Source organism: Mesorhizobium sp. WSM1343, assembly GCF_055901535.1.
The window spans coordinates 5,707,119-5,729,661 of record NZ_CM148370.1 but is presented as its reverse complement, the minus strand read 5'-3'; the positions used below and the strand labels follow the sequence as shown (position 1 = coordinate 5,729,661).

General features: G+C 61.8%; 20 protein-coding genes and 1 pseudogene. 19 read left to right on the top strand and 2 right to left on the bottom strand.

The window, feature by feature from the left end; translation table 11 throughout:
* The first annotated feature begins 107 nt into the window (after positions 1-107).
* From rlxS to AC0NIL_RS27840, 14 genes and pseudogenes are all read left to right on the top strand, one after another.
* Positions 108-2,078, top strand: a complete 1,971-nt coding sequence (gene rlxS, locus AC0NIL_RS27905; RefSeq protein ID WP_473574210.1) for a relaxase/mobilization nuclease RlxS — start codon at positions 108-110, stop codon at positions 2,076-2,078.
* Between the two features lie 684 nt (positions 2,079-2,762).
* A pseudogene (glmS, locus tag AC0NIL_RS27900) lies at positions 2,763-3,955 on the top strand (glutamine--fructose-6-phosphate transaminase (isomerizing)); the annotation flags it as partial.
* A 247-nt stretch (positions 3,956-4,202) separates the two neighbouring features.
* The gene (locus AC0NIL_RS27895) at positions 4,203-6,233 is read left to right on the top strand and encodes a conjugal transfer protein TraG (RefSeq protein WP_473574226.1); all 2,031 of its coding nucleotides are present in this window, start codon (positions 4,203-4,205) and stop codon (positions 6,231-6,233) included.
* A gap of 116 nt (positions 6,234-6,349) precedes the next feature.
* Complete coding sequence (locus tag AC0NIL_RS27890) at positions 6,350-6,763, top strand: CopG family transcriptional regulator (RefSeq protein ID WP_473574211.1); 414 nt, start codon at positions 6,350-6,352, stop codon at positions 6,761-6,763.
* Complete coding sequence (trbB, locus tag AC0NIL_RS27885; protein WP_473574212.1) at positions 6,760-7,728, top strand: P-type conjugative transfer ATPase TrbB; 969 nt, start codon at positions 6,760-6,762, stop codon at positions 7,726-7,728. Before AC0NIL_RS27890 ends, trbB begins: the two co-directional genes overlap by 4 nt.
* An 11-nt stretch (positions 7,729-7,739) precedes the next feature.
* A complete protein-coding gene (locus tag AC0NIL_RS27880) occupies positions 7,740-8,048 on the top strand; it encodes a TrbC/VirB2 family type IV secretion system protein (RefSeq protein WP_473468851.1) in 309 nt (102 codons plus the stop codon).
* Positions 8,048-8,320: a VirB3 family type IV secretion system protein gene (locus tag AC0NIL_RS27875; protein ID WP_473468854.1), complete on the top strand. Its 273-nt coding sequence runs from the start codon at positions 8,048-8,050 to the stop codon at positions 8,318-8,320. Before AC0NIL_RS27880 ends, AC0NIL_RS27875 begins: the two co-directional genes overlap by 1 nt.
* The gene (trbE, locus tag AC0NIL_RS27870) at positions 8,314-10,755 is read left to right on the top strand and encodes a conjugal transfer protein TrbE (RefSeq protein WP_473574213.1); all 2,442 of its coding nucleotides are present in this window, start codon (positions 8,314-8,316) and stop codon (positions 10,753-10,755) included. The genes AC0NIL_RS27875 and trbE overlap by 7 nt, the downstream gene beginning before the upstream one ends.
* A gap of 2 nt (positions 10,756-10,757) precedes the next feature.
* Positions 10,758-11,483 carry a P-type conjugative transfer protein TrbJ gene (trbJ, locus tag AC0NIL_RS27865; RefSeq protein WP_473574214.1) on the top strand — a complete coding sequence of 242 codons (726 nt, stop codon included), beginning with the start codon at positions 10,758-10,760 and terminating at the stop codon, positions 11,481-11,483.
* Between the two features lie 28 nt (positions 11,484-11,511).
* On the top strand, positions 11,512-12,834 hold the full coding sequence (trbL, locus tag AC0NIL_RS27860; RefSeq protein WP_473574215.1) for a P-type conjugative transfer protein TrbL: 1,323 nt from the start codon (positions 11,512-11,514) through the stop codon (positions 12,832-12,834).
* Positions 12,835-13,566: a conjugal transfer protein TrbF gene (gene trbF / locus AC0NIL_RS27855; RefSeq protein WP_473574216.1), complete on the top strand. Its 732-nt coding sequence runs from the start codon at positions 12,835-12,837 to the stop codon at positions 13,564-13,566. It abuts the gene before it with no gap.
* Positions 13,556-14,584, top strand: coding sequence for a P-type conjugative transfer protein TrbG (gene trbG, locus AC0NIL_RS27850; protein WP_473574227.1), 1,029 nt, complete (start codon positions 13,556-13,558; stop codon positions 14,582-14,584). The genes trbF and trbG overlap by 11 nt, the downstream gene beginning before the upstream one ends.
* An 11-nt stretch (positions 14,585-14,595) precedes the next feature.
* Positions 14,596-15,819: a TraB/TrbI/VirB10 family type IV secretion system protein gene (locus AC0NIL_RS27845; RefSeq protein ID WP_473468868.1), complete on the top strand. Its 1,224-nt coding sequence runs from the start codon at positions 14,596-14,598 to the stop codon at positions 15,817-15,819.
* Positions 15,820-15,821: 2 nt separating this feature from the next.
* A complete protein-coding gene (locus tag AC0NIL_RS27840) occupies positions 15,822-16,094 on the top strand; it encodes a DUF2274 domain-containing protein (protein ID WP_473574217.1) in 273 nt (90 codons plus the stop codon).
* A 17-nt stretch (positions 16,095-16,111) separates the two neighbouring features.
* Here AC0NIL_RS27840 and AC0NIL_RS27835 read toward each other — a convergent pair whose 3' ends face one another.
* Both AC0NIL_RS27835 and hemN read right to left on the bottom strand, forming a co-directional pair.
* Positions 16,112-16,324, bottom strand: a complete 213-nt coding sequence (locus AC0NIL_RS27835; RefSeq protein ID WP_473574218.1) for a hypothetical protein — start codon at positions 16,322-16,324, stop codon at positions 16,112-16,114.
* Between the two features lie 41 nt (positions 16,325-16,365).
* Complete coding sequence (gene hemN / locus AC0NIL_RS27830; RefSeq protein WP_473574219.1) at positions 16,366-17,715, bottom strand: oxygen-independent coproporphyrinogen III oxidase; 1,350 nt, start codon at positions 17,713-17,715, stop codon at positions 16,366-16,368.
* Positions 17,716-17,870: 155 nt separating this feature from the next.
* On the opposite strand from hemN, the gene AC0NIL_RS27825 reads away from it, so the two are divergent.
* The 5 genes from AC0NIL_RS27825 (at position 17,871) to ccoP (ending at position 22,445) form a co-directional block, all read left to right on the top strand.
* Complete coding sequence (locus AC0NIL_RS27825; protein WP_473574220.1) at positions 17,871-18,620, top strand: Crp/Fnr family transcriptional regulator; 750 nt, start codon at positions 17,871-17,873, stop codon at positions 18,618-18,620.
* Positions 18,621-19,068: 448 nt separating this feature from the next.
* Positions 19,069-20,697, top strand: coding sequence for a cytochrome-c oxidase, cbb3-type subunit I (gene ccoN, locus AC0NIL_RS27820; RefSeq protein WP_473574221.1), 1,629 nt, complete (start codon positions 19,069-19,071; stop codon positions 20,695-20,697).
* Positions 20,688-21,419, top strand: coding sequence for a cytochrome-c oxidase, cbb3-type subunit II (gene ccoO, locus AC0NIL_RS27815; protein WP_473574222.1), 732 nt, complete (start codon positions 20,688-20,690; stop codon positions 21,417-21,419). Before ccoN ends, ccoO begins: the two co-directional genes overlap by 10 nt.
* A gap of 10 nt (positions 21,420-21,429) precedes the next feature.
* The gene (locus AC0NIL_RS27810; RefSeq protein ID WP_473468882.1) at positions 21,430-21,579 is read left to right on the top strand and encodes a cbb3-type cytochrome c oxidase subunit 3; all 150 of its coding nucleotides are present in this window, start codon (positions 21,430-21,432) and stop codon (positions 21,577-21,579) included.
* Between the two features lie 2 nt (positions 21,580-21,581).
* Positions 21,582-22,445 (top strand): cytochrome-c oxidase, cbb3-type subunit III, encoded by an 864-nt coding sequence (gene ccoP, locus AC0NIL_RS27805; protein ID WP_473574223.1) that lies wholly within the window; start codon positions 21,582-21,584, stop codon positions 22,443-22,445.
* Positions 22,446-22,543 lie beyond the last annotated feature (98 nt).

Here is a 22,543-nt window from a genome sequence, read left to right as displayed (position 1 = left end):
GCGAAGTGTTTGTCTGCACATCATTTTTGCAGGAGGCAGCCTCCAGCGTCAGGAGAGCTTTGGAGCGCAAATGGCTGATTCGACCTTGTTACAGGCGGAGGCCAAGCATGCAGGATGACGAGTTCAGACCGAAGCTCGGGAAAATAGGCTCCCGTGGTTCGAAGGCCGGCAAACGCTTTGCCGGCCAGATCAGGGCGGCGATCAACCGAGCTGGTGGCCGGCCCCAGCGTGGTGGCCGCTTCGCGGGCAGCCGGATAGGCCGGGGCGGGGCGACGGCCGCGCTGCTGAAATCACGCGATCGCCATGCAGCCTTCCGCCAGCGCCGGGTCGTCGTCAAGGCGCGTGTCGTCAAGCTGGCCGGCAAGAGCGCGGACGGGGCGCGTGCGCATCTGCGCTACATCCAGCGCGACGGCGTCACCCGGGACGGCGCGCCTGGCGAACTCTACGGCGCCGACAGCGACCGCGTCGCCGGCAACGACTTCCTCGATCGTGCCGATGGCGATCGCCATCAATTCCGCTTCATCGTCGCACCCGAAGACGGCATCGAATTTGACGACCTCAAGCCGCTGACGCGGCGCCTCATGGCGCAGATGGAGGAGGATCTCGGCACGAAGCTCGACTGGGTTGCCGTGGATCATTTCAACACCGGCCATCCGCACACCCACATCATCGTGCGTGGCAAGGACGATCGTGGCGAGAATCTCGTCATAGCGCGCGAATACATCTCGAGCGGCATCCGCGAGCGCGCCGCCGAGCTGGTCAGCCTCGATCTCGGTCCGCGCACAGACCACGAGATCGAGCACCGCCTGCGCCAGGAAATGGAGCAGGAGCGCTTCACCAGCATCGACCGCCGCCTGCTGCAGTTGCGTGATGACAGCGGGCTCGTTTCACCGGATAGCCGCGACGCGTTTCGGCAGACCTTGCACCAGGGGCGCCTGCGCAAGCTCGAGCGGATGCATCTGGCCGAAGAGGTCGGCCTAGGCCGCTGGCGCCTGGATGACGGGCTTGAAGCGATACTGCGCCGCATCGGGGAACGCGGCGACATCATCAAGACCTTGCATCGCGAACTGACGGGCAGGGGAATCTCCCGCAGTGCCGCCGACTGCGTGATCCACGATCGATCCGGCGAGCCGGCCGACCCTGTCGTCGGCCGCGTTGTCGCACGCGGGTTGGCCGACGAGCTCAGCGACCGGCATTACCTCATCGTCGACGGTGTGGACGGCAAAACCCGATACATCGACATCGGCAAAGGCGAGGCGACAGAGCCGACGCCCGACGGCTGCATCGTGCGTGTCGCGCCGAGGAACACAGAGCCCAGGCCGGCTGACCGCACTGTGGCCGAAATCGCGGCTGCACATGACGGCCGCTACAACATCGACATTCATCTGAAGCACGATCCGGCCGCCACCGACCGCTTCGCCGAAACACATGTCCGCCGGCTGGAGGCGATCCGGCGCGGTACCGGCGGCGTGGCGCGCCAGCCAGACGGCACCTGGATCATCGCGCCGGATCATCTCGATCGTGTCGCCGCCTACGAGCGCCAGCAAGCGAGGACCCAACCTGTCACGGTCGACAAGCTCTCTTCGATGCCGCTGGAGCGGCAGGTTGGCTTTGACGGCGCGACCTGGGTCGACAGCCAGCTTGTCTCCGAGGCGTCAGAGAGGTTACGCAACTCGGGCTTCGGCCGTGAGGTGAAGGAGGCGCGGAGCCGCCGGCAGCAGTGGCTGATCGCGCAGGGCCTTGCCCAAGAGGAGCAGGATCGGATCGTCTATCGCGCCAACATGATTTCGATCCTCCGCCAGCGAGAGCTGAACCGTGTTGCCGGTCAGCTCTCGGAAGAGCTTGGTCTATCCTATGCTGAAACGCGACTCGGAGACCGCGTAGAGGGCACGTTCCGCCGCTCAGTTGAGCTCGCCAGCGGCAAATATGCCGTCATCGAGAAATCGCGCGAGTTCGTGCTCCTGCCTTGGCGGCCGGTTCTTGAGCGGCATATCGGCAAAGAGGTTTCCGGCGTGGTGCAGCGCGAGGGTATCTCTTGGAGCATCGGTCGGCAAAGGAGTGGACCCAGCGTTTCGTGACTTTCATGGCAGCAATGCGCAGGTGGTGTGCCTTCGACCGGCCCGGCAAGAGCTCGACAAGGTGATCCGAGCCATGAGGCATAAGATGGCATAATGCGTCCGCCTCCTTGCATAGGCAGCCAAAAATGGGCTGATAGCCACCCGATTCGCATCGGCATCGATCTTTGATGCACGATCCCAATTCGACTGACGCAGACGACGGGAATGCGCTGGGCAGCAGAGGAAGTTAGCAATGCAAATGATCCTTAGGGCCATCGGCAGAGCGTGGCATTCGGCCTTGTCTAAGATCGACACAGCCCGGTTGCGGCGGCAGCGTAGGCAACTCGGCGACGTTGCCACGGCTGAATTTCAGCGGCCGAAACTCCGCACAGCCGAACACTCCGCGACTAAGTCGGCCACCGGTCCATCCTCTCCGCGAAACGCGGTCCCCAAGAGGAACAGCGTGCAGGGACAATCTGCGCGGCCGCGCAGGTCGAAAAAGCACTGAACAAAGCCGCATCGCGGCAATTGGTGGCGAATTTGACGGCTTTCTCACTCTCCGTGACGGGTGAAGCTAACGTCAGGAGACCTGGATAGCCGAAATCAACGGCCCCGTCTCGCCGATGTCAAACACGTGCTCGCCTATCCGCTGGCTGGATGGCAAATCGATTTACCTGTTTTGCCGAATTCTACTAGAGAAGCTGGCGCGCCAAGGGCAAGCTTGTCAATCTCGAGAGAAGATTTAAGGAAGAACCGCTGAGCGGCATCGTCGGCGTCGCACACACGCGTTGGGCGACCCATGGGCCACCCACTGAGCGCAACGCGCACCCGCACATTGCGGAGGGTGTTGCCGTGGTTCACAACGGCATCATCGAGAATTTCGCCGAGCTGAAGGACGAACTGGCGGCGGCGGGCGCCGAGTTTCAGATCGATACCGACCCCGAGGTTGTCGTTCATCTCTTGGCACGATATCGCCGTGAGGGCATGGGGCGGGGTGAGGAATGCACGCCATGCTGAAGCGCGTCAGGGGTGCCTATGCGCTTGCTGTTTTCTTTGAGGAGGATCCCTCGACCATCATGGCGGCGCGCAACGGACCGCCATTGGCGATCGGTCACGGCGACGGCGAGATGTTCCTAGGCTCCGACGCCATTGCGCTTGCTCCCTTCACAAATGCAATCACCTATCTCGTCGACGGCGACTGGGCCGTTATTAGCAAGACAGGCGCCGATATCTTCAATTTGGATGGCCATCCCGTAGAGCGTCCGCGCCAGCTTCCCTTGCCGGGGATACCTGGCCGATAAGGGCAAGTATCGCCATTTATGGAGAAGGAAATTCATGAGCAGCCCGAGGTTGTCGCCCGTGCTCGGTCATCACATCAGCTTCGAAGGAAATCGCGTCGATAAGGCTTCTTGCATAGATTTTGCCAGGATCCCGAGCTTGGCGATCTCGGCTTGCGGCACCGCCTATCTGGCTGGACTGATCGCAAAAAATACTGGTTCGAGCGCTATGCGCGCCTGCCGGTCGAAATCGACGTCGCGTCCGAATTCCGCTACCGGGAGATCCCATTGCCGCCGCGGTCGGCGGCTCTTTTCATTTCGCAGTCCGGTGAAACCGCCGACACGCTCGCATCCCTGAGATACTGCAAGGCGCGTGGGCTGAAGACCGGCGATGTCGTCAACAGCCGGGAATCGAGCATCGCGCGGGAGGCCGACGCGGTCTTCCCGATCCTTGCCGGCCCGGAGATCGGCGTCGCCTCCACCAAGGCCTTCACCTGCCAGCTTGTGGTTCTAGCCACACTCACTGATGAGAAAGGGGCCGCTGCTTCGACGAAATACGCCGGAGCAAAGCGCGTCATCGGCCACTTGGATGTCGAGGAGATGCCGGTCCGTTCAGCTGTCTGTGGATCGTATCTCGCGCTGAACGCATGCCCGCGTTTTGATCAGACGAAGCAAAAACACAGAATAGGCCGCGATCGCCGAGGGCCGCCATGGCCGTTGACCCAGTCTGGCGCGCGGGCGGGCGCGTAAAAGGCTGCTCTCTGAGCGATCCCCGTTCCCCATCGCACCTGGTCGTGCGTAGTGTGCATTTCAGTTCACATCGCGCCGCGCGATGCTTGCCCGATGTTTAGAACAGCGGAGCAAGCCAATGACGCCCACGAAGTTGCTGATTGGGCAGATCGCCGTCGTATTCGCGATCGTCATGCTCGGAGTGTGGACGGCCACGCAGTGGTGCGCCCACATGCTAGGCTATCAGCCGCCACTCGGCACGCCGTGGTTTGTCGTGGCTGGCTGGCCGATCTACAAACCGTGGAACCTGTTCGAATGGTGGTACCATTTCGACGCCTATGCGCCCGAGGTCTTCGATAAGGCCGGTGCGCTCGCCGGCGCCAGTGGGTTCGTGGGCTGTGCCGCAGCCATCGCGGGCTCGCTCTGGCGCGCGCGACAGCTCGGATCGGTGACGACCTATGGCTCGTCAAGGTGGGCAACGATTCAGGAAATCGAGACGGCAGGCCTGTTTCGCCCGGCCGGCGTTTTCCTCGGCAAGCTGGAGGATCGCTATCTGCGACATGACGGACCCGAGCACGTCATGGCCTTTGCCCCAACACGATCGGGCAAGGGCGTCGGACTGGTTGTTCCAACGCTTCTGTCCTGGACGGGTTCGGCCGTCATTCATGATATCAAAGGCGAGAATTGGCAGTTGACCTCGGGCTGGCGGTCGAAATTCTCCTTTTGTCTTCTTTTCAATCCGACAGATCCGAGGTCGGCGCGTTATAACCCGCTGCTTGAGGTGCGAAAGGGTCCGCAAGAGATCCGCGACGTTCAGAACATCGCCGACATTCTGGTAGATCCGGAAGGTGCGCTGGATCGCCGGAACCACTGGGAGAAGACAAGTCATTCCCTCCTCGTCGGTGCCGTTTTGCACGTGCTCTATGCCGAAGAGGAAAAGACGCTTGCCGGTGTCGCCACTTTCCTGTCGGACCCGCAACGTTCCTTTTCCGCGACGCTGCAGCGGATGATGACCACCAACCACCTGGGCACGCCCGACAAGCCTGAGGTCCATCCGGTCGTGGCCTCGGCGGCACGCGAGGTGCTGAACAAATCGGAAAACGAACGTTCGGGTGTTTTATCGACCGCCATGTCGTTTCTCGGGCTTTATCGCGACCCGACGGTTGCGGCGGCAACATCGGCCTGCGACTGGCGCCTGGTCGATCTTATGGATGGCGAGCGACCGATGTCGCTCTATCTGGTGGTGCCGCCATCGGACATCTCGCGCACCAAGCCCTTGGTGCGACTGATCCTGAACCAGATCGGCAGACGCCTGACGGAGCGTCTTGAGGGCGACCCTAAGAAGGGTCGCAAACATCGGCTCCTCATGATGCTCGACGAATTCCCGGCGCTCGGTCGGTTAGATTTCTTCGAGACCGCGCTCGCCTTCATGGCCGGCTACGGCATTCGCGCTTACCTGATCGCGCAATCCTTGAACCAGATATCCAAGGCCTACGGCGAGAACAGCGCCATTCTCGACAACTGCCATGTGCGCATTGCCTTTTCCTCCAATGACGAACGCACGGCCAAGCGCATCTCGGACGCGCTTGGCACGGCAACGGAACTGAGATCCATGCGCAACTATGCCGGCCATCGCCTGGCCCCTTGGCTGTCGCACGTCATGGTCAGCCGTCAGGAAACGGCCCGACCGCTGCTGACTCCTGGCGAGGTGATGCAGCTGCCCCAGGCCGACGAGCTGGTGCTGATTTCAGGGCTGCCGCCATTGCGCGCGCAGAAGCTGCGCTACTACCAGGATCGGAATTTCACGGAACGCGTGCTATCTTCCCCGGTGCTGCGGGACGGCTCTTACGCCGACTGTCCCGCTTCGCGCCCGGACGATTGGACTGGTCTGGTGCGCGGCGTTGACAGCCGTCTAGCTGCAGGCGACGAGATTGTCGACGCGGCGATCGGGGACGAGGGCGGCGTCCAGCAGCAGCGACATCCAGCTCTGCCGGAAGATCAAGTCGTGCTTTCTCAAGAAGCTGACCAGGGCGAGCTCTTCAAGTCTGTTGACGATGATAGCGAGCCGGTCGCCGACAAGCGCGTCATGGATCGGATTTCGACGGCTGCCCGCGCCTACGGCATCAACGAGGGAAGGGGCGACGATAAAGACATCGTGCCCGGTTTCTGAACGCCGCTTCCTGACGGCGTACTTCGGCGTAGATAACGGCGATAAGCTTTCGTGGGCATCTGGGGGATGCTTGTTGCCGTCGCCGGCGCGCCGGCATGGCAGCTGGAACAAGCCACATGAAGCCCCGCCGCATTCGTCACCAGTTTCTGCTTGAGTTTGAGCTGAGCGAGAAGCTGAACAAACTCAGTCGTGACCCTTCGACCACCAAATCGGCGATTGTCGCGAAGGCCGTACAAGCCTTCATGGAGCGGCGTGCCGAGAACGAGCTCGACAAACGCTACGGAGTACGGCTCGACCGTCTTTCTCGCGACCTCGCTTATGTCAGGCGCGACGTCGAGATGATGCTGGAGAGCCTGGCGCTCTTCATTCGCTTTTCGATCACGCTTCACGCCCACACGCCCGTTCCGGACAGGGTAACGCAGGCCATTGGCCAGGAGCGCTTCGACAAATTTGTCGAGCAGGTGGGTCGGCAGATCGCGTCCGGAAAGCGATCGCTTGCCAAAGACAATAACGTGGGAGGGGAAGGGTGAACTCTCATCCTGAAGCCGACCACCGCCGCAGCGCGATGCTGCGCACCGCCATGGGTCCGGCGATCACCAAAGCGCTCTCCGATCCATTGGTCATCGAGGTGATGGTCAATCCCGACGGCGCACTGCGGCTCGATCGGCTCGGAGAAGGCCTGGTCGACACAGGCGTGCACATCCATCCTACCGAGGCGGAGCGAATCGTCCGCCTCGTCGCTTCCCATGTGCGCGCCGAAGCGCATGCGGATAAGCCGATCGTCAGCGCCGAACTGCCGTCGGGCGAGCGATTCGAAGGCCTGCTGCCACCCGTGGTGTTGGCGCCATGCTTTGCTATTCGTAAGCCTGCCGCAAAACTCTACACCCTGGCCGATTATGTCGCCGACCGCGTCATGCTGCCGCTGCAGGCCAATGCGTTGAAGGGAGCCGTCCGCGAACGGCGCAACATCCTGATCGCAGGCGGCACGTCCTCGGGCAAGACAACCCTTGCCAACGCGCTGCTGGCCGTGGTCGCCGACTGCGACGAGCGGGTGATCCTGATCGAGGATACGCGCGAACTTCAATGCGCAGCAAAAGACTGCGTTGCGCTGAGGACCAGGCGGGGTTCTGTCACGCTCGCTGATCTGGTGCGTTCCACACTGCGCCTCCGCCCCGATCGCATCATCGTCGGCGAGATCAGAGGCGCGGAAGCGCTCGACATGCTGAAGGCATGGAACACCGGTCACCCAGGCGGCATAGCCACGGTTCACGCCAACTCGGCGCGGTCTGCCCTCTACCGCATCGAGCAGCTCGCACAGGAAGCCGTGGTCACCGTTCCCCGCCGGCTCATCGCCGAGGCGATCGATCTGATCGTCTTCATCGCCGGCCGCGGATCCTCGCGCCGCATCGAGGCGATCGCCGAGGTCACTGGCCTCGACGGCAGTGGCGACTACGCCGTCACCCAGCTCACGCTTCCGCAACTCCAGCAACTCTGAAAGGTCACTTCATGCGCAAGAAGCTTCGCTTTCTCTGGGCCACCGCGTTCGCTTTTCTTCTCACGTTTCCGGCATACGCCGCCGGCTCCGGCATGCCTTGGGAGCAGCCGCTGCAGCAAATCTTGGAATCGGTGCAGGGTCCAGTCGCCAAGATCATCGCGGTCATCATCATCATCACCACCGGCCTGACACTCGCCTTTGGCGACACGGCAGGTGGGTTCCGTCGGCTCATCCAGATCGTCTTCGGCCTGTCGATCGCCTTTGCCGCATCGAGCTTCTTCCTCTCCTTCTTCTCCTTTGGCGGCGGGGCACTCGTCTGATGTTGGCCGGAGAGCACCATATCGAGGGCTTTGAGGTTCCGGTTCACCGCGCACTGACCGAACCAATCCTGCTCGGCGGCGCGCCGCGAGCGGTGGCCATCCTCAGTGGCACCGTCGCCGCGGCCGTCGGGCTTGGCTTGCAGCAGTGGATTGCCGGACTGGTGCTGTGGATCTGCGGGCACACGGTGGCTGTCTACGCGGCCCGCCGCGACCCGGACTTCGCCAGCGTGCTCGTCCGCCACCTTCGCCTGAGGGGGTGGCTTGCATGCTGAATCTTTCAGAATATCGGGGTAAGGCCGACCGGCTTGCCGATCATCTGCCTTGGGCCGCACTGGTCGCACCAGGCATCGTGCTCAACAAGGACGGCAGTTTCCAGCGCACCTTTGGGTTCCGCGGCCCTGATCTCGAGAGCGCAACAGAAGCCGAACTCATCGGCATCTGCGCGCGGGCCAACAATGCGCTCAGACGCCTCGGCTCTGGCTGGGCATTGTTCTTCGAGGCCGACCGCATCGAGGCGCTGGGCTATCCAGACTCGCGCTTCCCCGACGCTGCGTCGTGGTTGGTCGACGAAGAACGGCGCGCGTCCTTTCAAGGCAAGGTCGCGCATTACGAGAGCCGCTATCACCTGACGCTGACGTTCATGCCGCCGCCGGACAGCCAGGCGCGGGCGCAAAGCGCTCTGGTCGACTCGCATCATTCACAAGGCGAGAGAGAGTGGCGCCAGGAACTGGCGCGGTTCCGGGACGAAACCGGCCGCGTGCTGGATCTCCTGTCGGGCTTGATGCCCGAAATACGCGCACTCGATGATGTCGAGACGCTGACTTACCTCCACGGCACGATCTCGACCAGCCGCCATCCAGTGGCCATGCCGGAAACGCCGCTTTATCTCGACGGCATCCTGGTCGATGCGCCGCTTACGGGCGGATTGGAGCCGATGCTCGGCGAGCAACATCTGCGCACGCTCACCATTCTCGGTTTTCCGAATGTCACACGGCCCGGAATTCTCGACGCGCTCAACCATCAGGATTTCCCCTATCGCTGGATGACGCGCTTCATTCCGCTGGACAAGACCGAGGCCACCAGGACGCTGACGCGGTTGCGGCGGCAGTGGTTTGCCAAGCGCAAATCGATCGCGGCCATCCTGCGCGAGGTGGTGACCAGCGAACCAGTCCCGCTCGTTGACACCGACGCCGAAAACAAGGCGCTCGATGCCGACGCCGCACTCCAGGCGTTAGGCGGCGATCATGTCGGGTTCGGCTATCTGACGACGACGGTGACGGTATGGGACGAGGACCATCAGGCGGCCGCGGAGAAACTCCGCGCGGTCGAGCGGGTCGTCAATGGCCTCGGCTTCGCCACGATCCATGAAGGCGTGAATGCGGTCGAGGCCTGGCTCGGCTCGTTGCCCGGCCATGTCTATGCCAATGTCCGTCAGCCGCTCGTTCACACATTGAACCTAGCCCACTTGATGCCGCTTTCCTCGGTGTGGGCCGGCCCGGCGGCGAACGAGCATCTCGCCAAAGTTACACAGGCAGAGGCCCCGCCGCTTCTCTTCGCCTCAACCAGCGGGTCGACACCGTTCCGGCTTTCCACCCACGTCGACGATGTCGGCCACATGCTGATCGTCGGACCGACCGGCGCCGGCAAGTCGGTCCTCGTTGCCCTCTTCGCTCTGCAGTTCCGACGCTATGCCGGCGCGCAGGTCTATGTCTTCGACAAAGGCAATTCAGCCCGGGCCGCAATTCTTGCCATGGGTGGCGAGCATCACGCGCTGCGCGCGCACGGTGCGCTTGCCTTCCAGCCGCTGCGCAAGATTGACGATCCGGCGATCCGCAGCTGGGCAGCCGAATGGATCGCCGGGCTGATCGCCCATGAGAACGTCACCGTCACCCCGGAGGCGAAAGAGGCAATCTGGTCGGCACTCACCAGTCTTGCAACGGCGCCGGCGCAGGAACGCACACTCACCGGCCTGTCGGTCTTGCTTCAGTCCAACACGCTGAAGTCCGCTTTGATGCCCTACACGCTCGACGGACCCTTCGGCCGGTTGCTGGACGCGGATCACGATCGGCTGGCCTTGTCGGATGTGCAGTGCTTCGAGACCGAAGAGCTGATGCACAGCCAAGGCGCTGTGCTGCCGGTGCTCACCTATCTTTTCCATCGCCTCGAGGCGCGGTTCGATGGACGACCGACATTGCTCATGCTCGACGAGGCCTGGCTCTATCTCGACAATCCGCTCTTTGCGGGGCGTATACGCGAATGGCTGAAGGTGCTGCGCAAGAAGAACGTCTCCGTCATTTTCGCCACGCAGTCACTGGCCGACATCGCTGGTTCTGCAATCGCACCGGCCATCATCGAGAGCTGCCCACAGCGCATTTTTCTTCCCAATGACCGTGCCGTGGAACCACAGGCACGGGAAGCCTATGAGCGTTTCGGCTTGAACGAGCGGCAGATCGAACTGGTCGCGCGCGCCACGCCGAAGCGGCACTATTATCTGCAATCGCGCCGCGGCAACCGGCTGTTTCAGCTGGGCTTGGGTCCAATCGCGCTTGCGCTGTGCGGCGCCTCCGATCCGGCCAGCCAGACCCTGATCGACAGGATCATGTCGGAACACGGACAGGACGGCTTTGCCTTTCATTTCCTGAATGCCCGCGGGCTCGATTGGGCCGCCGAGCTTCTCCGCCAATTCCCTCAACCAGACATGGAGTAATCATGATGCGGCGCCGTTTCCTTTCCGGCCTGATCACCCTTTCCCTGATGGCCAAACCGATGGCCGGCTATGTCCAGCCAGCCTACGCGCTCATTGTCTTCGATCCCTCGAACTACACCCAGAATGTGCTGACGGCGGCACGCTCACTGGAGCAGATCAACAACCAGATACAGTCGCTCCAGAACCAGGCGACCATGCTACAGAACATGGCGCGCAACCTTCAGAGGTTGGATTTTTCTTCGGTGGGCCAGCTCACCGGTTCTCTGCAGCGGATCGACGGGCTCATGGACCAGGCGAGTGGCCTGAGTTTTGATCTGGACAAGCTGCAGGACCAGTGGCGCAATCAATATCCCGAAAGCTACGACGCCACGATCAAGGTCAGCGATGTGGCAAGCGCAGCGCGCGAGCGCTGGCAGAGCGCCATGCAGGCGTTCCGGCAGACGATGGGTGTCCAGTCGCAGATCCTCGAGAACGTCCGCGGCGATCGCGACCTGCTTGCTGATCTCGTCAACCGCAGCCAGGGTGCTGCCGGTGCGCTTGAGGCAAGCCAGGCCACCAACCAACTGATCGCGCTGTCAACCAAGCAGCAGATGCAGATCCAGACGCTGCTTGCGACGCAGTTTCGCGCTGAGGCGGAGGATGCGGCTCGCAAGGCGCAGTCCGAAGAAGCCGCGCGCCAGACGACAAAGCGTTTCCTCGGCACCGGCACGGCCTATCCCGGCAACTGATCACCATTTCTGTCACGAGGAAGGCGCAATGAACGACCTCGGGGTCATCGATCGATTCATGGAGACTTTCATCCGCTATATTGACAGCGGGTTTGGTCTGCTGTCGGGCGATGTCGCCTTCCTCACCACGACCCTAATCGGCATCGACATCACGTTAGCCGGGCTCGCTTGGGCATTCGCCGGCGAGCCCAACATTCTCGGCCGCTTCATCCGCAAGGTGCTCTATGTCGGCGTCTTCGCCTTCATCCTGAACAATTTCAAGAATCTCGCCGACATTATATACCGCTCCTTCGCCGGGCTGGGCATCAACGCTTCGGCCGCCAATCTGTCGCCCGACAGTCTCCTGCGGCCCGGACGTATTGCCGCCACAGGGTTCGAGGGCGCGTGGCCGCTGCTGGATCAAGCGAGCCAGCTTCTTGGCTTTCCCGAAATCTTCGGCAACGCGCTCACCATTTTCGTGCTGCTCGTGGCCTGGTTCCTGATCATCATTGCCTTCTTCATTCTTTCCATCCAGCTCTTCATCACCATCCTGGAGTTCAAGCTCACCACTCTCGCCGGCTTCGTTCTGGTGCCCTTCGCAGTCTGGAACCGGTCGGCGTTCCTGGCGGAGCGCGTGCTCGGCAACGTGATCTCGTCGGGCATCAAAGTGATGGTGCTTGGCGTCGTCGTCGGCATCGGGTCCACACTGTTCGGCGAGTTCGCTTCGGCGCTGCAAGGCAAGGAGCCGGATTTGGCCGCCGCCATGTCACAGGTGTTGGGCGCGCTGGCGCTGCTTGGACTAGGTATTTTTGGGCCTGGAATAGCGTCCGGTCTCGTCTCGGGTGCCCCGCAGCTTGGTGCGGGCGCTGCACTGGGTACGGCCGCCGCCGCCGCCGGTGCGTCACTCGTTGCCGGAGGCGCTGCGATCGCCGGGGTGCGCATGGCAGCTGATGGCGGGCTTGCCGCAATTCGCGCCGGCACCACGATCGGTTCGGCAGCTTCCTCTGCCTGGCAACTAGGGCGCGCAACCTCGCCTGACTCCGGCCTGTCCGGTGTGGCTGCCGGGATGCAGGGCGTGGCAGGTGCCGCCAGTGGCGCCGCTGTGCGAGCGGCACGATTTGCCGCGGAAACCTTCGGGCGCAGCGCTGACGCCGGGCGCCAGGCCGCATGGACCGCGACCGGCGGGTCTCCCATCGCCTCGATGACCGAAACTCCTGCGGGTCCGACCACCGATGCTGCCCCTAGCTGGGCCAGGCGCCTGCGTTCCCAGCAGTCTGCGCGAGCCCACCGCCACGCCACCATGCAGGCCGTGCGCGATGGTGACAGACCGGGCGGTAGCGCCAATCCCTCTCTCAACGACAAGGACGACTAGATGCTCTTCAAGCGATCCGTTCAACGCTACGGCAAGACACCCGAGCCCATCACACCGTACCAGAAGGCGGGCCAGCTGTGGGATGAGCGCATCGGCTCATCGCGGGTGCAGGCCCGCAACTGGCGGCTGATGGCTCTTGGCTGCCTGGCATTGGCAACCGGGCTCTCCGGCGGGCTCGTTTGGCAGTCAATGCAGAGCCGGGTTGTGCCCTACGTCGTCGAGGTCGACCGCTTCGGCGAGGCGCGCGCCGTAGCCTCGGCAATCCGGGACTACGAGCCGACGGACGCCCAGATCGCCTGGCATCTTGGCCGTTTCATTCAGAATATCCGTTCCGTTTCCACCGATCCGGTGTTGGTGCGGCAGAACTGGTTGGCCGCCTATGACTTTGCCAGTGACCGCGCCGCGCTCTTCCTCAACGAATATGCCAAGGCGAACGATCCTTTCGGTCAGATCGGAACGCGAAGCGTGTCCGTCCAGGTGACCAGCGTGGTGCGGGCTTCCGGCAGCTCGTTCCAGGTCAAATGGACCGAGCAGGTCTTTGAGCGCGGCAGCCTTGCCAGCACGACCCGCTGGACGGCGATCCTCACGGTCATGATCCGCCCGCCAAGCAATACAGACCAACTGCGCAAGAATCCGCTCGGCCTCTTCATCAACGCCATCGATTGGTCGCGCGAGCTCGACAGTGCCGCGCCGACCTCCGTTTCCCCCAAGGAGCCCGCCAATGACAAATAAAGCCCCATCGCTCCGTGCCGCGCTGATCCTGTCGGCCTCAGCAGCGGTGCTGTCCGCCTGCGCATCCAAGCCGGTGCCGCCGCCCGAGATTGCCTATGACGCTGCCGACTTCAAAGCAGCGTCGATCGAGAAGCCGCCAGAGAAACCGGTTAAAATCGTCCAGGTGCCAAAGCCGCTACCGCTTCCAGGCCAGTTGCAGCCTGACCCGGTCAAGTTCGCCGAAGACAAGCGTTCTCCTGAAGAACGCGTTGCCGATGCCAATAGGGCCGCAACTCGGCAGCCAACCAGGTATGGCTATGTCAACGCGGTCCAGGTCTATCCCTTCACCGATGGGGCGCTTTATCAGCTCTTTGCAGCGCCGGAGCGCGTCACCGATATCGCTCTGCAGCCGGGCGAGAAACTGACGGCGGTGTCCGCCGGGGACACGGTCCGCTGGGTCATAGGCGACACCGTCAGTGGCACCGGTGACGGTCAGCGCACCCATGTTTTGGTGAAGCCGTTCGCGCCCGAGCTTACCACAAATCTGGTGATCACCACGGATCGACGCACCTATCACTTGCAGCTCCAAAGCACGGAGAAGACCGCAATGGCGGCCATCTCTTGGACTTACAGCGAAGACCAGATCCTTGCGCTCTCCCGGCGAAACGTTCAGGCCGACGCTGCAACGCCGGTCGCATCGAATGTTGCGCTCGAAAATATCCGCTTCCGCTATTCAATCGCCGGCGACACACCGCCCTGGAGACCGACACGAGCCTTTGACGACGGCAGCAAAGTCTATATCGAATTCCCACGCCGCATCGATCAGGGCGAGGCGCCGCCGCTCTTCATCGTCGGTACTGACGGCGGCAATCAGCTGGTCAACTACCGCATGCGTGGCAACTACTACATCGTCGATCGCCTGTTCGCCGCGGCCGAACTGCGCCTCGGCGCCAAGCCGCAGCAGGTCGTGCGCATCTCAAGGATTGACGGCCGGCAATTGCCGCGTCGGATGCCACTCTTTGCCGGTTTCGGCAGGTGAGGGAAAGGCTCATGACCGATACGTCCCACTCCCATGCGCCGCCGAAACTCGATCCCGACCAGCTGCAGCTGCGCGCCTCACCCCGCGGTGCTGTGCGCTTCAGGCGGGGTGTGATTGTCGCGATCTCTGCCGCCGGATGTGGTGCCATTCTGGGCGTCATGATCATTGCGCTTCAGGGACCGGCATTGCGATTCAAAGAGCTGGCGGAAGACCTCTACCATCCTGACCACAAGCCCACCGCCGAGGGGCTCGACAGCCTGCCCAGGGACTATTCCGGCGTCAAGCCGAAGGCCCCGGTGCTCGGACCGCCGCTACCCGGTGATCTCGGCCGCCCCATCCTCGAGCGGCAGCGCCAACTCGGCATCGCGCCGGGACAGGACGTCTCCGCCGAGGATCAACGCCTTGCCCAGCAGGCGATCGAAGCGCGCGAGTCGCAAGTGTTGTTCCGAATCGACAATCGATCCAGACCGACAGATCTCGCCGGCGGCGGGGAGAGTGTACAGCAGCGGCCTGAAGCGGTTCCGCAACCGGGAGCGACAGGCGCGTCGGCTTCCGTCGCTCCAGCCGAGGGCGATCAGAACAACCAACAGCGCAAGCTGGATTTTGTCAGTCAGCGGAGCACAAGCGGAATCTACAATCCGCATGCGCTGCAGACATCTGCTTCGCCCTACCAGCTGATGGCTGGCAGCGTAATCGCGGCAAGCCTCATTACCGGGATCAATTCCGACCTACCCGGCCTCGTCGTCGCGCAGGTCACAGAGAATGTGCAAGACACAGTCACTGGGAGCATCTTGCTCATTCCACAAGGTTCCCGACTGATCGGCACCTATGACAGCGTGGTGGCGTTTGGGCAAAAGCGCGCATTGCTGGTCTGGCAGCGAATAATCCTGCCGGACGGGTCCTCGATCGAAATCGATAATCTGCCGGCGACAGACACCGCCGGATATGCAGGGCTTGAGGACAAGGTGGATTTCCACACCTGGCAGCTGATCAAGGGGGTTGCGCTTGCGACCTTGCTTGGCGTGGGTACCGAATTGACCCTTGGAGACAATGAAAGCGATCTGGTCAAGGCGATCCGCGAATCCGCCCAGCAGAACGTCAGTCGAGCTGGCCAGCGCATAACTGAGAAAAATCTCAACGTTCAGCCCACCATAACGATCCGACCAGGCTGGCCACTGCGCGTCATCGTGCACAAGGATCTCTTGCTGCGACCATACAAAATTGAACGGGAGTGATTATGGTCAACTTGAAACTTGGCAAGCTTCCAGACCGAACGCCTTTGAAGATTACCATCACCGTCAGCGCGGAGTTGAGCCAAGAACTCAAGGCCTATGCTGCGCTCTATCGTCAGACCTACGGCGAGTCTGAAACAGTCGCGGAACTCATCCCGTTCATGCTGGCGGGATTTCTGGACGGCGACCGAGCGTTTGCCAAGGCCAGAAAAGAAGGTCTGGCGACGGCCAGCATCTCAGACGAATCGCGGTCTTTGAAAGCCTCAGATTCCGAATGACCGAAGCAGAGAGTCAGTCAAGTGCAATTGTAGCGCACCGCACGCTCGGCCGGTCCATCCATGAGGCCGAGCTGTGCCAAGCGAAGGTTCCATCTCTCCATCATGTGCCGGCCGATGTCGACCGGGAAGACGATCACCGGCGGCAGCGTGGATGCAGCGCGTTGATCTGCCTGCGTGCCTGTCAAAGAAGGGTGTGCGCGGGCAACATCGTCGTATGGCAAATAGGTCACCGATGATGGACCCTCGCGCGGACCGCGACGCACTCGCTCGCTCAAACTGCCACGGAGTGCCTGGCCTTTCCCGTTTTGAGATATTTGTCGAACTTCGCAGCGACGCATCTGACAAAGGGACGACTTTCCATCGGTACGACGAAACGGTCGCCATCGAGTTCAAGCAATCGGACGGGGTTGTCGAGGGCCACGGTACTCGACCGGAGAAGGAGCTTCTGGCCGGCTTTGCCAAAGCGCTCAACGAGGTCGATCGCCGAAAAACCGAAATCGCACATCAGCCGCTCGATGATCCAGCCGCGAGCGCGGTCGTCGTTGGAAAAAGCAATGCCGCGGACCGAAGCCAACCCACCGCCATCCACCATGCGCCGATACTCGGCGGTAGAAGGCATGTTCTGTACATAGCCTTGCCGGAATTGGCTGATGGACGACGGACCGAGGCCGATCAAGGTTTCGCAGCGATCCTCGGTATAGCCTTGGAAGTTGCGATGCAACGTTCCGGCATGCGCGGCAAGCGCCAGCGCATCGTCCGGTTTGGCGAAATGGTCGAGACCGATTGCTCCATATCCGCGGTCGAGGATGGCGCGTGCTGCCAGTTGCGATTGGGCAAACCGCTCGTCCGGGCCTGGCAACCACGCCTCGTCGATCATGGTCTGATGTTTCTTGAACCAAGGCACGTGCGCATAGCCAAAAAGGGCGATCCGGTCGGGCTCGAGCGTCAGCGCCTGCCTGACGGTGGACAAAACGCTCTCCTCGGTCTGGTCCGGCAAGCCGTAGAGCAGGTCGAGGTTAACCGACTCGACGCCGCGTGACCGAACGCCGTCGACGACTGTCTTGGTCTGCAAGAAGGTCTGTTCGCGATTGATGGCCTTCTGCACCTTCGCATCGAAATCCTGGACCCCGAGGCTGGCCCTCGTCATGCCGATTTTGGCGAGTGCGTCGAGGCGCTCTTCGTCCATGTCGTTGGGTTCGATTTCGACGCTGATCTTGGCGCCGGGAAGAAATGAGAAGCTGTTGCGCAGAACTGCTCCGAGCGCCACCATGTCCTGTGGTTTGATCATCGTCGGTGAGCCGCCACCGAAATGGACGGCACGCACCCGGCCCTTGCCTCCGGCGAGACGTGAGACGGTGGCGATCTCCGCATGCAGCGATCTCAGATATCTGGTGACCGGTTCATAGTGGCGTGTCTGCTTGGTGTGGCACGCACAGGACCAGCAAAGCTTGTCGCAGAAAGGGATGTGCACGTAGAACGATATCTCATCGTCCTCGCCGAGCGCCTCCAGCCAGCCACGATAAGCCGCAGCATCGACGCCCACGTGGAAATGCGGTGCGGTGGGATAGCTGGTATAGCGAGGGACGTTTTCGACGATCCGAGCAGCTACTTTCGACTGCATGTCGTGGTCACCATGTTTGCACCGCTGGAACTCTTGACTGATTGGCCGGCCAGCACCCTGATTTCGATCAAGTGCAGCTCGGACAAACTGCCGCAAGGATTTTCCTACCCTGGATTGCTACCCTGTCGGTGCTTGGAAGAGGGTAGAGCGAGCGCATGACACTACGGCAGGACATTCACAGTTCCGGCATTCCCGTTCTTTGCCGCTCTTGCGAGGGAAGGCGTCGCGGTATTTGCGGCGCACTCGATCCAGACCGTTTGGCTGCGCTTGCCAGGAGTTCATCGCGGCACAAGATCGAGCCAGGAGTCGAACTGGTCGGCGACTGCGAGGCCGTCAACAGCTATTCGAATGTGCTTTCAGGCGTGGTGAAGCTGACGAAGAGCCTTTCGGACGGGCGCCAGCAGATCGTAGGGCTCCAGTTTGCACCGGATTTTCTGGGGCGACCCTTCAAGGTCGAAAGCGAGATCAGTGCGGAAGCGGCAACCGTTGTCACGCTGTGTTCGTTCCCCAAGGCAGCCCTCGAACGGATGGTGAAGGAATCACCGGAACTCGAGCATCGCCTGCTTAAGCAGGCGCTGGACGAACTTGACGCAGCACGCGAATGGATGGTGACGCTCGGGCGCAAGACGGCATCGGAAAAGGTGGCGAGTTTTCTCGTCATGCTCGCCCTGAACATGGATTCCAGTGTTGATCCGGCCGCTATCTCGGCGTCCTTCGATCTGCCACTGACTCGTGCCGACATCTCTGATTTCCTTGGCCTGACGAATGAGACGGTGAGCCGCCAGCTGACTCGATTGCGAGCTGAAGGCGTGATCCGGATCGAGAACAAACGCCATGTGAGGGTGGAGAGCGTCGGCCGGCTGGAGCAGCGTTGCGGCGGCCGAAGGCCGCGGCAGTTTGGATAAGCCCAAGCGGCGGGCTCTGCGCCTCCAACTCCGATCCGCGGCAGGACATGCTGCGTTCGAACACAATCGATTGCTGTAGCCTCGAGACGCCCCGGTAGCATAGACCCAAGAGCATCCGCGACCCTTGTCGGATATCGAGGCAGCCGGCAAGAGTTCCGGAAAGCTCGCCGGTGAAGCATTGATCCTTGAGGTCCTCGTACCCGCAGGGTGGCGGCGATGTCACTGCGTCTTTTCCGAGCCATTCCAAGCGACCTTAGCAGCGCTACTTCCAACGTCGCGGAGGGCCGCGCTTCGACATACCCGCCGCCGCAACGTCCGCTCTGATTTGCGCGAACTCGATTCTGCCGAACAAACCTGGCACCTGACATGGATCAGGGCGGGCAGAGGGCAGCTGCGCAATTGATGCCGAGCGGATTTGCGTCCGCCCGATTCGGGATCAGGATTTGCGATGAAATTCGGCACAGCGATCGTCGTGGTGGGCTTTTTTGCTTTTGCAGCCCTGGTGGCTGCCGGCCTCGGCATTGATGGACCTTTCCGCCAGCATATGGGGGTGCTGTCTTTTGCCCTTATTGCCTTTACCGGGATCTTGTTGCGCAACACGGAATTCAAGCCGGCCGCTCCGATCGATCCATCCGCTTACATGGATGGTCCAATCCGCTACGGCGCCATCGCCACCATGTTCTGGGGTGTTGTCGGCATGGTGGTCGGCGTGCTTATCGCGCTGCAGCTCGCCTACCCCGATCTCAACATTCAACCTTGGTTTAATTTCGGCCGCTTGCGGCCGCTGCATACGTCGGGCGTCGTTTTCGCTTTCGGCGGCAACGCATTGCTTTGCACGTCATTGTACGTCGTGCAACGCACCTGTCGCGCGCGCCTGTTCGGCGGCGATCTCGCCTGGTTCGTGTTCTGGGGTTACCAGCTCTTCATCGTCATGGCCGCGACCGGCTATCTGCTCGGTATCACCGAGAGCCGCGAGTACGCCGAACCCGAGTGGTATGTGGACATCTGGCTGACCATCGTCTGGGTCTGCTATCTCATCCTGTTCCTGGGCACGATCCTGAAGCGCAAGGAACCGCATATCTACGTCGCCAACTGGTTTTACCTCTCCTTCATCGTGACCATCGCGATGCTGCACGTGGTCAACAACCTTTCGATGCCGGCCTCTCTCCTAGGTTCCAAGAGTTACTCAGCCTTTTCCGGTGTCCAGGACGCCCTGACGCAATGGTGGTACGGTCACAACGCCGTCGGCTTCTTCCTCACCGCCGGCTTCCTCGGCATGATGTACTATTTTGTGCCGAAGCAGGCGAACCGCCCGGTCTATTCCTACCGGCTGTCGATCATCCACTTCTGGGCATTGATCTTCCTGTACATCTGGGCCGGGCCGCACCACCTGCATTTCACCGCTCTGCCCGACTGGGCTCAGACGCTCGGCATGGTGTTCTCGATCATGCTGTGGATGCCGTCCTGGGGCGGCATGATCAACGGCCTGATGACGCTGTCCGGCGCCTGGGACAAGCTGCGCACCGATCCGATTATCCGCATGATGGTGATGGCCGTCGCCTTCTACGGCATGTCGACCTTCGAAGGCCCGGTGATGGCTATCAAGGCGGTCAACTCGCTGTCGCATTATACCGACTGGACCATCGGTCACGTGCACTCCGGCGCGCTCGGCTGGGTCGGCATGATTTCTTTCGGCGCGATCTACTACATGGTGCCGAAGCTCTGGAACCGCGACCGGCTCTATTCGCTGCGGCTGGTTACCTGGCACTTCTGGCTGGCGACGCTCGGCATCGTCGTCTACGCCGCCGCCATGTGGGTGTCCGGCATCACGCAGGGCCTGATGTGGCGCGAATACGATGAGCAGGGCTTCCTGGTCTACTCCTTCGCCGAAACCGTCGCTGCCATGCGCCCCTACTATGTGATGCGCGCTATCGGCGGCGCCATGTACCTCTCCGGCGCCCTGATCATGGCCTGGAACATCGCGATGACGATTCTCGGCCGCCAGCGCGAGGAAAAACCGATGTCGGGTGCCGCGCCTGTCCTTCAGCCAGCCAGGGAGCCAAACCAATGGGCTTGATGGACAAACATGCCATTATCGAGAAGAACGCCACGCTTCTTCTCGTGGGCTCCCTTCTTGTCGTGACTGTCGGCGGCATCGTCGAAATCGCGCCGCTCTTCTACCTCGACAACACGATCGAGAAGGTGGAAGGCATGCGTCCCTACTCGCCGCTCGAGCTCGTCGGGCGCAACATCTATGTGCGCGAGGGCTGCTACCTCTGCCATAGCCAGATGATCAGGCCGTTCCGCGACGAGGTCGAGCGCTATGGTCACTACAGCCTGGCCGCCGAGTCGATGTACGATCACCCCTTCCAATGGGGATCGAAGCGGACGGGGCCGGATCTGGCCCGGGTCGGTGACCGCTACTCGAATGCCTGGCATGTTGCGCATCTTTCGGATCCGCGTTCCGTGGTGCCGGAATCGATCATGCCGAGCTACGCGTTCCTCAAAGACACGCCGATCGAGGTGAAGGATTTCTCGACGCATCTGGTCGCCAACAGGCGGGTCGACGTTCCCTACAATGATGACATGGTCGCCAACGCCAACGCTGATCTGATGGCGCAGGCCGACCCGAATGCCGACACCTCGGGCCTCGAGAAACGCTATCCCAAAGCCAAGGTCGGCGACTTCGACGTCAACCCGCAACAGGTCACCGAAATGGATGCGCTCGTTGCGTATCTGCAGATGCTCGGCACGTTGGTCAATTTCAAGAACTACGACGAAGGCGCCGGCTACCGCTGAGGAGTTTTCCATGAATTACAATCTTATGCGGGAGTTTGCTGACAGCTGGGGTCTGGTCGCCATGGCGCTTTTCTTCGCGGGGGCAAGTGTCTTTGCCCTGCGTCCCGGCAGCCGCGAGCTGGCGGACGAAGCTGCCCGAATTCCGCTTCAGGACGAGTGATCATGAGCGAGGAGCACATCGATGAAGTCTCTGGGGTCTCGACCACCGGCCACGAATGGGATGGCATCCGCGAGCTGAACAACCCGCTTCCGCGTTGGTGGATCACCATCTTCTACGTCACCATCGTCTGGGCGATCGGCTACACAATCGCCTATCCCGCATGGCCACTGCTGCACTCTGCGACGACGGGTGTTCTCGGCTATTCGAGCCGCAATGACGTCAAGAACGAACTGGCGGATGCGGAAGCAGCGAAGAGCAAATACCTAGCGGCGGTGAAGTCGAAAAGTGTCTCGGAAATCGTCTCGGATGATGCCCTGCGCGAATTCGCCATTGCCGCCGGTAGCGCCGCCTTCAAGATCAATTGCGTCCAATGTCATGGCTCCGGCGCCCAAGGTTCCAAGGGCATTCCCAATCTCAACGACGACGACTGGTTGTGGGGCGGCAAGGCCGAGCAGATCCAGCAGACGATTACGCACGGCATCCGCTTCGCGTCCGATCCGGAAACGCGCCTGTCGGAAATGCCTGCCTTTGGCGACATCATAGGCGCTGACCAGATTGCTCAGGTCAGCGCCTACGTCGCCAGCCTTTCCGGCAAGGTCCAGGACGCAAGTCTGATCGAGGCCGGCGCCAAGGTCTTTGCTGAAAATTGCGTCGCCTGTCACGGCGACAATGCGAAAGGCAACAGGGAACTCGGCGCGCCCGACTTGACCGATGCGATCTGGCTCTATGGATCCGGCGAGACAGCCATCGCCGCCCAGGTCCGTGCACCGAAACAGGGAGTCATGCCGGCCTGGCTCGGCCGTCTCGGCGAGATCAAAGTCAAGGAGCTTGCGGTCTATGTCCATTCGCTTGGCGGCGGAGAATAGGAAGGAAAGCCCTATTCTCGGCCTCCCCCTGCCAAGCGACGAGGCCCGGCGCGAGCCGGGCCTCGACACCATTTCGGCTGCGCCGCATCATCAATGCG